Genomic DNA, 13,029 nt, shown 5'->3' on the forward strand with positions numbered 1-13,029 from the left:
CGTTAGACGGTCGTTAATATATTGCAGAACAAGAGCGTGCCTAGCCGGCGGGCTCAGTCACGCTCATCGCTATGCCGGCTTTCGCTTGGATGCACTTTCGACGGTCGTCCAGAATTTCTCGGCCAATTCTGCCATGCGTGACCGGGATCGGATCAACACGATCTTGACCGGGACCATCCACTTCTCGTCGCCGGCGATTGCGAGCGTTCCTTCAGGCTCCAGCTCGGATTTGGCAAGGCTGCGTGGTATCCAGGCGACACCCTTCCCCTCGAGTGCCAACGCTTTCAACACCATGGCCAGATGAGATGTGAACACACGAGCGAGATGCAGTTCGCTCCCGACGTGGGGCAGATTAGCCGCCAGGATCCGCCCCATGCCTGATTTCTCGTCAAACGATATATGAGCGATGGGCTCGGATGGTGTGCCTGGCAGTTTATGGATCGGCGTTCCATTTTTATCTTTTTGCGCCACCGGGAGAAGAACGTCGCTGGCCAGTTCCACGTGCTTGAAATCGGCTTCATGCAACCGGATTTCGCTGTTCGGATGGAAGTGGCAGAGAAGAAACTGGGCTCGGCCTTCCGCCATCATCTTCTCACACTCGTTCATATTGTCCGAAAGGAGCCGGATCGGCACGGTAGCCACCGACGAGCCGAGGCTTTGGATCCAACCCGGGAAAAACGTGAAGGACAGAGCGTGCGTTGCCGCAAAGGTCAGGGTCGCGGTGGCGGATCGTTCCTGGCTCAAGTCGTGGACGGCCCGTTCGATCCTTTGAAGAATATCGTTTGCGGCATCCAGCATGATTTCGCCAGCAGGCGTGATCCTGATGCGGTGCGTCGACCGGTCGACCAGAACGGATCCGCTCCAGTCCTCGAAAGCCTTGATCCGACGGCCAAACGCGGGCTGGGTAATGTTGCGCACCTCCGCCGCTCTCGAGAAATTCAGCGTATCGGCGAGTGCCCGCAAATCCAGAAGCCAGGCTGTATCCATCTCTTTTCCTCACTTGCGGCACCAATTGAAGCCGAAACGGCATTGGACCGTCAATCGCTTGTTCGCGAATGTTGCATTGAGGAGTGCCGTTGCTGGAGACGACGGCAAATGGGAGGAAGACATGAAGCTACTTTCAACAATAGCTGCCTTTACGCTAGCAGTCACCCCGGTTTTTGCGGCAGACTATCCGGAACGCAACATATTTATGGTCGTTCCCTATGCGGCGGGTGGGCCAACTGACACTATTGCCCGACTCACCGCAGACGCAATGTCCAAGTCGCTCGGTAAGCAAATCATCGTTGAAAACGTCCCAGGCGCCGGCGGAACGATCGGTGCCCGACGCGTCGCGGACGCAGATCCGGACGGCTATACGATCCTCGTACACCATATCGGAATGGCGACGGCCCCAGCACTTTACCGGCAATTGCCCTATAAACCCATGGAGGCGTTTGAACCGATCGGGCTCGTCAGCGACGCCGCGATGACGGTCATCGCGCGCAATGAGTTCCCGGCGTCGACGTTTCAGGAACTCGTCGCCTACATCAAGCAGAACGGTAACAAGGTCACGTATGCTCATGCTGGCATTGGAGCCGCATCCCATCTGTGCGGCACGTTGTTCATGTCAACGATCGGGACGCAGATGACAACCGTTCCCTACAAGGGAAATGGCCCGATCATGACGGATTTGCTTGGTGGCCAGATCGATATGACCTGTGACCAGGCCACAAATACCGTCGGTCCGATCACGCAGAAGCAAGTCAAGGCATACGCGATTACCAGTGAAGCACGCGCTGCCACACTGCCTGACGTGCCGACGACCACCGAGGCCGGATTGCCGGAATTCAAAGTGGGCGTCTGGCATGGCGTATACGCGCCCAAGGGCACTCCGAAAGACGTCCTCGACAAGCTGACGTCGGCGCTCCAGGCTGCAATGGACGACGCTACTTTGAAGGAACGCTTCGCGCAGATCGCCACCATGCCCGCGACGAAGGAACAGGCGACGCAGGAGGCGCTTCGCACCAAACTCGATAGCGAAATCAAACGCTGGGACCCCATCATCAAGGCTGCCGGTCAGTTTGCAGATTAACGGTGATGGTTCGGTTGGGGGATGACGTCCCCTAACCGAACGGAGGTCTTTCATGGATATCAAAAACATTGCCGCTTCCGGCACGCTGCTGGCCGTCGGGCTAGCGTTCGGCATTTCGTCCATATTTACGATGGACGTCGGATCGGCGCTCAGGATGGGGCCGGGCTATTTTCCCCTAATTCTGTCGACCGTCATCACAGTGATTGGCGTCGTTATCGGAATCAAAGCCCTGAAGGACATCGAAGTTTTTCGCCCGCAAATTGCACCCTTGCGTGCTCTGGCCGCGATCATCGTTGCGCCGATCCTGTTCGGCCTGACAGTCCGCGCCTTGGGGTTTGTACCAGCGGTTGCGCTCACCTCGTTGTCTGCTGCAGCCGCGGCGAGCGGGCAAAGACCGCTTGTCGTTCTTGCCATCACACTCGGCATTACCGTGTTCTGTCTGGGCGTTTTCTACTATGGCCTCGGGCTGCCCGTCCGTCTTATCGGTCCCTGGTTGGGAGTTTAGGCTATGATGGACATCATCGGTAATCTTGGGCTCGGTCTCAGCGCTGCGCTTACGCCCTACAACATTCTCTTCTGCTTCGTCGGCACACTGCTTGGAACGTTGGTGGGCGTACTGCCGGGAATCGGACCGACGGCAACGATCGCCATGCTTTTGCCGATCACCCTGTCGCTCTCGCCGGAAACGTCGCTGATCATGCTCGCCGGCATCTATTACGGTGCACAGTATGGGGGCTCAACGACGGCGATCCTGATCAATCTGCCAGGCGAGTCCTCGTCGGCCGTGACCGCTCTGGATGGATACCAGTTGGCGCGGCAGGGGAGGGCGGGGCCGGCGCTTGCCGCCGCGGCGCTGAGTTCATTTTTTGCCGGGACAATCGCCACCGTGGTCGTCGCCGCCCTTGCGCCGCCGCTGACGACGGTCGCGCTCAAATTCGGCTCGCCGGAATATTTCGGCCTGATGGTGCTCGGCCTCGCCGCCTCCATCGTTCTGGCGCGCGGCTCGGTGCTCAAGACCATCGCAATGGTCTCGATGGGTCTCGTCTTCGGGCTTGTCGGAACGGACATCAATACAGGGGCGATGCGCTTCACGCTCGGCCGGCCCGAACTGGCGGACGGTCTGAACTTCGTCGCCGTTGCCGTCGGTCTCTTCGGGATCGCCGAGATCCTGCGCAACCTGGAAACGACGATCGAGCGAACGGCCGTCGTTAGCCGCGTGGCGGGTCTATGGCCAAGTCGCTCAGATTTCAAAGCGATGATTGCCCCGGCGTGCCGGGGCACTTTGCTTGGTTCCGCTCTGGGCGTTCTTCCAGGCGGCGGGGCGATACTAGCGTCCTTCGCATCCTATGCGCTTGAGAAGAAGATCTCAAAGACGCCGGAGCGCTTCGGCAATGGTGCGATCGAGGGCGTCGCGGGACCGGAGGCTGCAAACAATGCAGGGGCGCAGACATCGTTCATCCCCATGCTGACCCTTGGCGTGCCCGCCAACCCCGTCATGGCGCTGATGATCGGCGCGATGATCATCCAGGGCATCGTCCCCGGCCCGCAGGTGGCGACCGAACAACCCGTACTGTTCTGGGGATTGATCGCCTCGATGTGGATCGGCAACTTTTTGCTCGTCATCCTCAACTTGCCACTGATCGGCCTGTGGGTGAAGCTTCTGACTGTTCCCTACACGGTGCTGTTTCCGGCGATCCTCGCCTTCGCCTCGATTGGCGTCTACAGCGTGAACTCCAACACGTTCGATCTCTATGTGATGGCCGCGTTCGGTGTGTTCGGTTACGTATTGTCGAAGCTGGATTTCGAGCCCGCGCCCATGCTGCTGGGCTTCGTCCTCGGGCCCCTGCTGGAGGAGCATCTGCGCAGGGCGATGACGATTTCGCACGGCGACGTTTCCGTCTTCTTTACCCGGCCCATCAGCGCAGGACTTCTGACGGTCGCCCTCATCGTGCTGATCGTCGCCTTTCTCCCCAATATCGCGAGACGTCGCAACGAGGTCTTCGTCGAGGAAGACTGATCCAACAGGAGCATGACTTTGGAAAATAGAACAAACCGCGTCTACAGGATCGCCTCCATCGCCGGCGATGGCATCGGGAAGGAAGTCGTTCCCGAAGGCCTCCGGGTGCTGGAAGCGGCATCGAAAAAGTTCGGCTTCGAGCTGCGGATCGACGGCTTTGACTTCGCCTCCTGCGATTACTATGTGAAGCACGGTCAGATGATGCCGGAGGACTGGAAGGCGCAGATCGGCAGCCATGATGCCATCTTCTTCGGCGCGGTCGGCTGGCCGGAGGTCGTTCCCGATCATATCTCGCTCTGGGGCTCGCTGATTCAATTCCGCCGGGAATTCGACCAGTATGTCAGCCTGCGGCCCGTGCGGCTGATGCCGGGCGTGACCTCGCCGCTCGCCGGGCGCGGCCCCGGCGATATCGACTTCTACGTCGTCCGGGAAAACACCGAGGGTGAATATTCCTCGGTCGGCGGGCGCATCTTCCCGGGAACCGAGCGGGAAACGGTTCTCCAGGAAACGGTGATGACGCGGATCGGCGTCGATCGGATTCTGAAATTCGCTTTCGATCTCGCGCAGACCCGCCCCCGCAAGCGCCTGACCTCCGCCACCAAGTCGAACGGCATCTCCATCTCGATGCCCTATTGGGACGAGCGGGTCGAGGAAATGGCAAAGTCCTATCCGGATATCACCTGGGACAAATATCATATCGATATTCTCTGCGCCCATTTCGTGCTGAACCCGGACCGCTTCGATGTGGTCGTGGCATCGAACCTGTTTGGCGACATCCTCTCGGATCTGGGGCCGGCCTGCACGGGTACGATCGGCATCGCGCCGTCGGGAAACATCAATCCGGAGCGGAAATTTCCCTCCCTGTTCGAACCCGTTCACGGATCAGCGCCGGACATTGCGGGACAGGGCATTGCCAACCCTATCGGACAGATATGGTCGGCAGCGATGATGCTGGACCATCTCGGAGAGTATGAAGCCAGCGCTGCCGTGATGGCTGGCATCGAGACCGTTCTCGCGGACCAAAGGCTGCGGACACGCGACCTGGGCGGAGATGCGGACACCGTCACTTGCGGAAAGGCCGTTGCGGAAACCCTTTGATGACATGCCGTGGCGCTGAATATGCCGGCAGCCGCTCAATGAAGCCGAATTGGCATCGCCGGGTATTCGATTCTATGGAGGCGGATAGAGCAATTCAGTCAAGCATCCTTATCGTCCGCCCAGGTTCTCATTCTATTTCATCAAATTGCGAGAACTGGCAATGCTGAAACGGCACTAATACAAATCGTCAGAGCATTGGAATGCGTGGCCTCGCTCGGCTACCAAGGCATTAGTGCTCTCGTCTGATCGCTGCGAAGGTGCGGCAGAGAGACAACATTCGCTACCTACCTAAAAACTGAACCGGAGATTCAAATGCGTATCGTCGACGTCTGCGAAGTCACTAAGCCCATCGCTTCGCCCATCCGCAATGCCTATATCGACTTCTCGAAGATGACAGCCAGCCTCGTCGCCGTCGTCACCGATGTTGTCAAGGACGGCCGTCGCGTCGTCGGCTATGGCTTCAACTCGAACGGCCGTTATGGCCAGGGCGGCCTGATCCGCGAACGGTTCAAGGACCGCATCCTGCAGGCAGACCCGAACAGCCTGATCAACGACGCCGGCACCAACCTCGATCCGCACAAGATCTGGTCGACTATGATGATGAATGAAAAGCCTGGCGGTCACGGCGAGCGCTCGGTTGCGGTCGGAACGCTCGACATGGCGGTCTGGGATGCGGTCGCCAAGATCGAGGACAAGCCGCTGTTCCGCCATCTCGCCGACATGAAGGGCCGGGAAGCCAATCCGAAGGTTTTCGTCTACGCCGCCGGCGGCTACTACTATCCGGGCAAGGACAACAGCGCGCTCCGCAAGGAGATGCGCGGCTATCTCGACCGCGGCTACAATGTCGTGAAGATGAAGATCGGCGGCGCCTCGATCGACGAGGACCGCGGCCGCATCGAATCCGTGCTGGAGGAAATCGGATCCGAGGCGAAGCTTGCGGTGGATGCGAACGGCCGCTTCGATCTGGAGACCGGCATCGCCTACGCCAAGATGCTGCGAGACTATCCGCTCTTTTGGTACGAAGAAATCGGCGACCCGCTGGACTACGCGCTGCAGGCCGCCATCTCGGAATTCTACGATGCCCCGATGGCGACCGGAGAGAACCTCTTCTCCCATCAGGATGCCCGTAACCTGCTGCGCTACGGCGGCATGCGGTCTGACCGCGACTTCCTGCAGTTTGACTGCGCCCTGTCATACGGTCTCGTCGAGTACCTGCGTACGCTAGACGTGCTGCGCCAGTTCGGTTGGTCACCGTCGCGTTGTATCCCTCATGGCGGCCACCAGATGTCGCTCAATATCGCCGCCGGCCTTGGGCTGGGCGGCAACGAGAGCTATCCAGATCTCTTCCAGCCCTATGGCGGCTTCCCGGACGGCGTCAAGGTCATCGACGGCCACATCACCATGCCGGAACTGCCGGGCATCGGATTCGAAGGCAAATCCGACCTGATCAAGGTCATGCGCGAACTCGCCGAATAGTGGTATCGGACGTTAGGAGCGTTCATGAAGCTCCTGACGCTTTCTCTTCAAGGGTTTCCTGCTCTCCCAAGGATTCAAAGCCATGATCTGTGACGTCGGACAAGCCGCTCTCGACCATCATCGTCTGGAGTCGGGGAAACCCGGCATTCAGACGACCAAGCAAATTGATACGCAAAGCGATCTGGCGCTCGCCTATTTTCGGTTCACAGCATGATACGCGTATCAAGCCCGTACTGGGGCGGTGCGCCGAGATGGTCGCGCAGGGTCGTTCCCTCATAATCCCGATGAAATAGTCCGCGATCCTGAAGGAGAGGGACCACCTCATCGACGAGCGCATCGATGCCGTCCTCGTAGACGTCGGGCGACAGCCAGAAGCCATCGGCCGCACCCGCCTCGAACCAGGTCTGCATATGGTCGGCAGCTTCGACCGCGGGGCCGGCGATGACCGGGTGATAGTCGATCACGCCATGCGCCAGAATATCCCGCAGGCTCCAGCCCTCTCTTGCGATATTCAGGGCATGGGCTGAGCGGGGATCGCGCGGAGACGGACGAGCAGCCGCGAGTTGAGCCGTTGACAGCGGCTCGTCGAGCCGTGCCGCGTACAGCTGCAATCCCAGCATCTGCCCGAGATATTCTACGCGCTGCGGGAAGGTTTCCCCGCTGACCGCAATCCGGCGATCAAGCCCGCTTCGTCTGTCGGGCGTGATCGTCGTCATGAGGCCGGGGAAAAACTTTATCTCGTCAGGATCGCGACCAACACGTTCCGCAGCGTTGCGGAGCGCCATGCGCTGGGCACGGGCGGCCTCGATGGTGTAGACCGCCCCGATCACGCCGCTTGCATAACGGGCCGCGACCTCCAATCCCTGGTCGCCCCCGCCTGCCTGGAAGATGACGGGCTGCCCCTGTTCTGACGGCGGGAGGGGCAGCGGACCGCTTGAACCGACATGATTTCCTCGTAGATTGATGGGCTGGATCCTGAAAGGGTCCGCGAAGCGCCCCGATGCGGCGTCGTGCAGCCATGCTCCCTTTTCCCAGCTGCCCCACAGTGCTTGAACGATCTGGATCGACTCGTGAAGCCGCTGATACTTTTCGCTGCGGGACGGCAAGTCGCGACCGTAATTGGCCGCGATCGCGGGATCGCTGGTCGGAACCGCGTTCCATCCCGCCCGGCCGTGGCTCATCAGGTCGAGGGCCTTGAATTGGCGCGCCAGATTATAGGGCTCGTTGAAGGTGGTCGAACCGGTCGCGACCAATCCGATCCGTTCGGTCCCGCGCGCGACGGCCGCGAGCGTCATCATCGGATCGATGTTAATCATCGGCGCTTCGGTTTCGACATTGCCGGTCAACACCGGAAAGTCCGGCATGAACAGGAACTGAAACTTGCCCCGTTCCGCTGCCTGGGCGTAGCGCACCTGGCTGTCGAAGTTCGTGTAGTTCCGGGGATCGACCCCGGCCATGCGCCATGCGCCCGGCTGGGAGCCATAACCGTTTCCGAAATGCATTCCAATCATCATTTTACGCGACATTATCGATCCCATGTTCCGGCGCCCCCGCGGCTTACGGGCCGCGGGTCATCAGTTTTTTACCGGGGACTATATCCATTGCTACCAAGTGGCGATCTACAGGAACAGGGCCCTGTTCAAACGCACGAGAAAGCCCGCGTCGGGATTGCTCTTCGTATCGCCAAGCCTCTCCTGAACCGCAGCGACGGAAAGGTCTCGCCGCTTTGGCAACCGGGATCTTTCCGCGGCGGCGAGTGCATCGGGAATCTCGATGGCCGTGAGGTCTGTGCAGTAAACCGGAGATCCAGGCTGCTGGCGCCATGACTCCGAAAGCGGTCCGGCATCGACCGCGTCGAAGCCCGTATCACCCACAAGCGCCATAGCGACAAGTCGGTCGCGTTCATTGTCTGCAGCGACCGGTATGGCGATCCGATCCGGGTGACCCGCAGGTTTTCCCAGTCGGGCGAAAGAATCGGAACCGATTGCATTCCAAGCCTTTGCGACTGGTCGGCCGAGTTGTCCGGATACCCAGACGCTCTCGGCTTCGCCCGCCTCGATGTCGGCGATCTCGGTGTCGCGCATCGGATAGTAGTTGGACGTGTCGATAACGACGACGTCCTTTGGAAGAGCGGCAAGTTTGGCAGCGATTTCGGGCAGGCGGTTGAGAGGGATCGAGAGAATCAAGACGTCCACGTCCTCGACGGCCTGTTCGAGCGTTACGGCGCGTCCGCCAAATGCAAGCACTGATGGCGCGATCGTCTCAGGACCACGTGAGTTTGCTACCTTCACATCGTACCCAGTTCTGCTGAGTTGACGGACCAGCGTTTTTCCGATGTGGCCTGCGCCAAGAATACCAACTTTCATGATGTTTCCTGTCCTGCTCACGCTGTTACGGCGCGGTTGCGGGCGACGATGTCGTCGTGGGTCAGGCTCTCGCCCCCTTCCATGAAATCCTTGATCAGAGTCTCGCGGTTGTCCGCCGAGCGGTTCGGGTCTGCTTTTCCAAGAGCCGTTTTCAGCTCGTCAGCCGTCAGTTCCGTGCAATAGGCAGGCGTGCCCGGCTGCTGTCGCCATGAGGTCGCGAGGCCCCCGGCATCGAAGGCGTCGAAGCCTGTCGCCTCGACCAGTTCCAGCACGCGCGATTTCTTTTCAGGATCGTCGCCCGCGACCGGAAGGGCGATGCGGCCGGGTTGCGTCTTGTCTGCGCCTTTCTTGGCAAGGGTCTCGGCAAGCACTGCGTTCCACGCCTTGATGATGGGCCGCTCGATCTGCTCGGTGACCCAGACCGCTTCCGGCTTGCCGTCATCGATCTCGGCGATCGCACCGTCGCGGAACGGATAATAGTTGGATGTGTCGATAACGACGACGTTCTCGGGAACGGTCTGAAACAACGCGGCGAGATCGCGATGCGCTGCGAACGGGATGGAGAGGATCACCGCATCCACACCTGTTACGGCATCTTCCCGGGTCGTTGCCGTCGCACTAACTTCGGCGGCAAGGTCGCGGATCGATTCCGGCCCCTTGGAATTGGCAAGCTTGATCTCGTGCCCTGCCGCCGCGAGCTTGCGTGCCAGTGTCGAACCGATGTTGCCTGCGCCAATGATTCCGACCTTCATTGTCATTCCCTTGCTGAGAGTATTGAACTCAACGCACTCCGACGGAGACGTGACTTTTCGTACTCCGAAGAATAGGTATAGCTAGATGATACGGCAAGAACCTACTCGAAAGTGGGTAACCCACCCGGAGGTAAGTATGGCTATAGAGAGAGACTGGCGCTGCGACGATCCCAAGCAGCAGTTGATCTGGGCAGCAGCGACCAGGGACGCTCTTCAGGTCCTTGAGGGCAAGTGGAAAATTGTCATCATCTGCCAGCTGTTTGGTGCGAAGGGGCCGCTAAGATTTTCGGAACTTGAGAAGCGTGTAGAGGGCGTGAACCAGAAAATGCTCATCCAGCAACTCAAAGAACTGGAGAAAGACGGTATCGTCACGCGAACCGTGTTTCCTCAGGTTCCGCCCAGGGTAGAGTATGCGCTCAGTGAGATGGGGATCGCCCTTGGTCCATCCATGGCGGAACTGATTGACTGGGCTTTTATGCGACGTGACGCACGTGCTGCGGTGTCGCAGGATCCCGCGTAAGCGGCAATACCACTCCCAGCGACCCGGGCGTCGCGCATTGATTTTTAGCAGGCTGTTCGAAGGTTTGCGGCTCGAAGAGAGGGGAGACGCCAACAGGCGCTTGCCCGAAGGAATTAATCGGACAACCCATGCTCCAACAGGAGTCTGGCTGCATCGCGGTTTGCTTTAACAATTCCACCGTTAGGAATGGATTGTGCCATAACAAACGAACCCTGGACGAGTGACAGGATTTGGATGACGGCTTGCTCAGGCTTATCTAAAGCGAGGGGCTTAATCAGCGATGCAACGAATTCATGCAGTTCCGTGAAATACTCGGCAATTGTCGCCTGCACCTCTGGAGTGTTTGCCTCGGGTCCGAATTCTGCCAATCCTCTCGCAAACGAACAACCGCGGAAAGTTTTTGCCCTGAGAGGTTCATCTATCGCGTCGAAAATCGCGAGCACCCGCTCAGGCGGCGATAGGCCAGGCTTTTCGGTCGCGGTCGCGAGCATCTGGAACCAGATGACTCTCTTGTGGCGCAGATAGGTAGCGATGAGGGTGGCCTTCGAGGGGAAGTGCTTGTAAAAAGTCATCTTCGCCACGCCGCTCTCGGCGATGATCCGGTCTATCCCGACAGAGTTGATGCTAAGCCGGTAAAACAGGTCAGACGCAGTCTTCAATATGCGTTCTCGCGGGGCGAGGGCATCGAGCGATTTTCCATCCACATCTACAAACTCAAGCACGCTGCGCGTCTGCATTTCCGTCACCTCAGATCCTTGGCCGACATATAGACAGACTATTCTGTAAATTTTGCGATTGCAAATACATACAGGTCTGTCTATTGGTGGTTTACGGCCAAAGGATTTCAAAGAGAGAGAACTGAAGATGAGCGGAAAAGTCGTTGTTGTCACAGGCGCAAGCAGTGGTTTCGGAAACCTCACGGTGCTGGAACTCGCAAGGCGGGGCCATACGGTGGTTGCGACCATGCGGGACGTCGAGGGAAGAAATGCCAAGGTCCGAAAGGACCTTATCGACGCGGCGAAGGCCGAGGGACATGTGCTGCAAGTCCTTGAAATGGACGTCGCCGACGAGGCCTCGGTCAATTCCACGATCGACCAGATCTTCAAGCAGCACGGAAAGATCGATGTTCTGGTCAACAACGCCGGACTTATGCCCGTCGGGGTCACCGAAGCCTACACGGTGGCAGACATCGAACGGCTGTTTGCGGTGAATTTCTTCGGCGCCGTACGGGCAGACCGCGCCGTTCTCCCGCATATGCGTGCCGCCGGCAGCGGACTCCTCGTGCACGTGACATCCCTGATGGGTCGGGTGGTTTTTCCGTTCTTCGGCACCTACTCCGCGAGCAAGTTTGCGCTCGAGGGGCTTGCCGAAGCGTATCGTTACGAACTAAAGGGCTTTGGAATCGACTCCGTCATCGTCGAGCCGGGGCCATTCCCGAGCAACCTCAATTCGTCGAGCCCTGAGCCATCCGACCAGACGGTGCTTGCATCCTACGGAGAGGTCGCCGCAATCCCGGGCCAGATCAAGGCGCACGCCAATGACGGACAAGATGAGGCCAATCCCGCGCGGCCCCAGCGCGTGGCCGATGCCATCGCGGAGCTGGTCGAGGCCACGGAGCGGCGTCCATTGCGCACGGTCGTCATGCCCGAAGGTCTGGACTTCGGCGTTCATCGACTGAACGAGGCCGTACGCCCGATTCAGAACGAGATGCTGACTTCGTTTGGCATGTCAGAGATGCTGTGACAGGAGCCCGAGGATGAGCGCACTCTACAGCACTAAAGTCACCGCGATCGGTGGCCGCAGCGGTACCGTCCGCAGCGAAGACGGCCTTCTTGATCTTCCGCTGGCGCTGCCCACGACGATGGGCGGCAAGGGCGGTGCGACTAATCCCGAGCAACTGTTCGCGGCCGGCTATGCGGCCTGCTTCGAAAATGCGGTGATCGACGTCACCCGCAACAAGGCGACCAGGGTGAAGGATACCGACATCGTGGTGGTGGCCGAAGTGGGCTTGTCACCCAATGGGAGCGGTGGTTTCGTGCTTTCAGTGACGCTCGACGTCGCGATTACCGGTCTCGATCAGGCAACGGCTGAGGAGATCGTACAGGCGGCGCATGCGACGTGCCCCTATTCGAACGCGGTAAGGGGCAATATCGACGTCGCCATCACCGTTAAGACGACCTGATGTCGATGCGGGAGGCGGATAGGACGGAAGGGCAACAACGCGTCGATCCCTGACCTGCAGATCCGGCTCCCCCATATCCCCCGTCAACGGCTAGCGTAGCTCGAAATCCTCCCTGCGATCGATATCGTCTTCGACCTCGACAAGCCCGCGCAGCCTTCAAACGACCCGTCGTAAGCAAGGTCGTCAATTGCAACCGACCGGGTCCGGAACTCTTAAGGAGATTTAACATGACCGCTTATGCCATTTTCATTCAAGAACGTAGCCGCGATGCAGCTGAACTGCAGACTTATGCGGAAATGTTGAGGCCATTGCTGGGGGAATCGGGAGGAACCGTACTCGCCGCCCACGGCCCTCAGGACGTTCTGGAGGGGGCAGCTCCCGACGGTGTGGTGATGGTCAGTTTTCCCACTATGGAGGCGGCACGCGCCTTTTACGACAGTCCCGGGTACCAAGCTGCCGTGAAACACCGGTTTCTCGGGGCGGACTATCGGTCCTTTATCATAGACGGGATCAAGTAGTTTGCCTCGCTTCCGATCCCGTAAAC

General features: G+C 59.3%; 14 protein-coding genes. 9 read left to right on the forward strand and 5 right to left on the reverse strand.

All coding sequences use genetic code 11. From position 1 onward, the window contains the following. Positions 1 to 69: 69 nt before the first annotated feature. Entirely contained in the window at positions 70 to 987 is a 918-nt protein-coding gene (locus MRBLMR1_RS18805) for a LysR substrate-binding domain-containing protein (protein WP_404946167.1), read from the reverse strand. A gap of 121 nt (positions 988 to 1,108) precedes the next feature. Here MRBLMR1_RS18805 and MRBLMR1_RS18810 point away from each other — a divergent pair, with 121 nt between their 5' ends. The 5 genes from MRBLMR1_RS18810 to MRBLMR1_RS18830 all read left to right on the forward strand — a co-directional run bounded on the left by MRBLMR1_RS18810 (position 1,109) and on the right by MRBLMR1_RS18830 (position 6,665). After that, positions 1,109 to 2,074, forward strand: a complete 966-nt coding sequence (locus MRBLMR1_RS18810; RefSeq protein WP_500065624.1) for a tripartite tricarboxylate transporter substrate-binding protein — start codon at positions 1,109 to 1,111, stop codon at positions 2,072 to 2,074. 52 nt (positions 2,075 to 2,126) lie between these two features. Next, complete coding sequence (locus tag MRBLMR1_RS18815; RefSeq protein ID WP_500065626.1) at positions 2,127 to 2,579, forward strand: tripartite tricarboxylate transporter TctB family protein; 453 nt, start codon at positions 2,127 to 2,129, stop codon at positions 2,577 to 2,579. Between the two features lie 6 nt (positions 2,580 to 2,585). Further along, positions 2,586 to 4,091: a tripartite tricarboxylate transporter permease gene (locus tag MRBLMR1_RS18820; protein ID WP_500065650.1), complete on the forward strand. Its 1,506-nt coding sequence runs from the start codon at positions 2,586 to 2,588 to the stop codon at positions 4,089 to 4,091. Between the two features lie 12 nt (positions 4,092 to 4,103). Next, entirely contained in the window at positions 4,104 to 5,189 is a 1,086-nt protein-coding gene (locus tag MRBLMR1_RS18825; RefSeq protein WP_500065628.1) for a tartrate dehydrogenase, read from the forward strand. 312 nt (positions 5,190 to 5,501) lie between these two features. Further along, positions 5,502 to 6,665 (forward strand): mandelate racemase/muconate lactonizing enzyme family protein, encoded by a 1,164-nt coding sequence (locus MRBLMR1_RS18830; protein WP_500065630.1) that lies wholly within the window; start codon positions 5,502 to 5,504, stop codon positions 6,663 to 6,665. A gap of 203 nt (positions 6,666 to 6,868) precedes the next feature. Here MRBLMR1_RS18830 and MRBLMR1_RS18835 read toward each other — a convergent pair whose 3' ends face one another. The 3 genes from MRBLMR1_RS18835 to MRBLMR1_RS18845 form a co-directional block, all read right to left on the reverse strand. Next, positions 6,869 to 8,167, reverse strand: coding sequence for an NtaA/DmoA family FMN-dependent monooxygenase (locus MRBLMR1_RS18835; RefSeq protein ID WP_255743183.1), 1,299 nt, complete (start codon positions 8,165 to 8,167; stop codon positions 6,869 to 6,871). A 117-nt stretch (positions 8,168 to 8,284) separates the two neighbouring features. Then, positions 8,285 to 9,034 (reverse strand): NADPH-dependent F420 reductase, encoded by a 750-nt coding sequence (locus tag MRBLMR1_RS18840; protein ID WP_500065652.1) that lies wholly within the window; start codon positions 9,032 to 9,034, stop codon positions 8,285 to 8,287. A 14-nt stretch (positions 9,035 to 9,048) separates the two neighbouring features. Continuing rightward, positions 9,049 to 9,783 carry an NADPH-dependent F420 reductase gene (locus MRBLMR1_RS18845; protein ID WP_500065632.1) on the reverse strand — a complete coding sequence of 245 codons (735 nt, stop codon included), beginning with the start codon at positions 9,781 to 9,783 and terminating at the stop codon, positions 9,049 to 9,051. Between the two features lie 136 nt (positions 9,784 to 9,919). On the opposite strand from MRBLMR1_RS18845, the gene MRBLMR1_RS18850 reads away from it, so the two are divergent. Then, positions 9,920 to 10,303: a winged helix-turn-helix transcriptional regulator gene (locus tag MRBLMR1_RS18850; RefSeq protein ID WP_037078318.1), complete on the forward strand. Its 384-nt coding sequence runs from the start codon at positions 9,920 to 9,922 to the stop codon at positions 10,301 to 10,303. 113 nt (positions 10,304 to 10,416) lie between these two features. Here MRBLMR1_RS18850 and MRBLMR1_RS18855 read toward each other — a convergent pair whose 3' ends face one another. Next, the gene (locus MRBLMR1_RS18855) at positions 10,417 to 11,040 is read right to left on the reverse strand and encodes a TetR/AcrR family transcriptional regulator (RefSeq protein WP_500065635.1); all 624 of its coding nucleotides are present in this window, start codon (positions 11,038 to 11,040) and stop codon (positions 10,417 to 10,419) included. Positions 11,041 to 11,167: 127 nt separating this feature from the next. Here MRBLMR1_RS18855 and MRBLMR1_RS18860 point away from each other — a divergent pair, with 127 nt between their 5' ends. From MRBLMR1_RS18860 to MRBLMR1_RS18870, 3 genes are all read left to right on the forward strand, one after another. After that, the gene (locus MRBLMR1_RS18860; protein WP_500065637.1) at positions 11,168 to 12,046 is read left to right on the forward strand and encodes an SDR family oxidoreductase; all 879 of its coding nucleotides are present in this window, start codon (positions 11,168 to 11,170) and stop codon (positions 12,044 to 12,046) included. A gap of 13 nt (positions 12,047 to 12,059) precedes the next feature. Further along, positions 12,060 to 12,485 (forward strand): organic hydroperoxide resistance protein, encoded by a 426-nt coding sequence (locus tag MRBLMR1_RS18865; RefSeq protein ID WP_500065638.1) that lies wholly within the window; start codon positions 12,060 to 12,062, stop codon positions 12,483 to 12,485. Positions 12,486 to 12,712: 227 nt separating this feature from the next. After that, positions 12,713 to 13,003, forward strand: a complete 291-nt coding sequence (locus MRBLMR1_RS18870) for a DUF1330 domain-containing protein (protein WP_404946178.1) — start codon at positions 12,713 to 12,715, stop codon at positions 13,001 to 13,003. The last annotated feature ends 26 nt before the right edge of the window (positions 13,004 to 13,029 follow it).

Origin of the sequence: Neorhizobium sp. LMR1-1-1.1 (assembly GCF_040675795.1) — a bacterium.
Lineage (GTDB): Bacteria > Pseudomonadota > Alphaproteobacteria > Rhizobiales > Rhizobiaceae > Neorhizobium > Neorhizobium cellulosilyticum.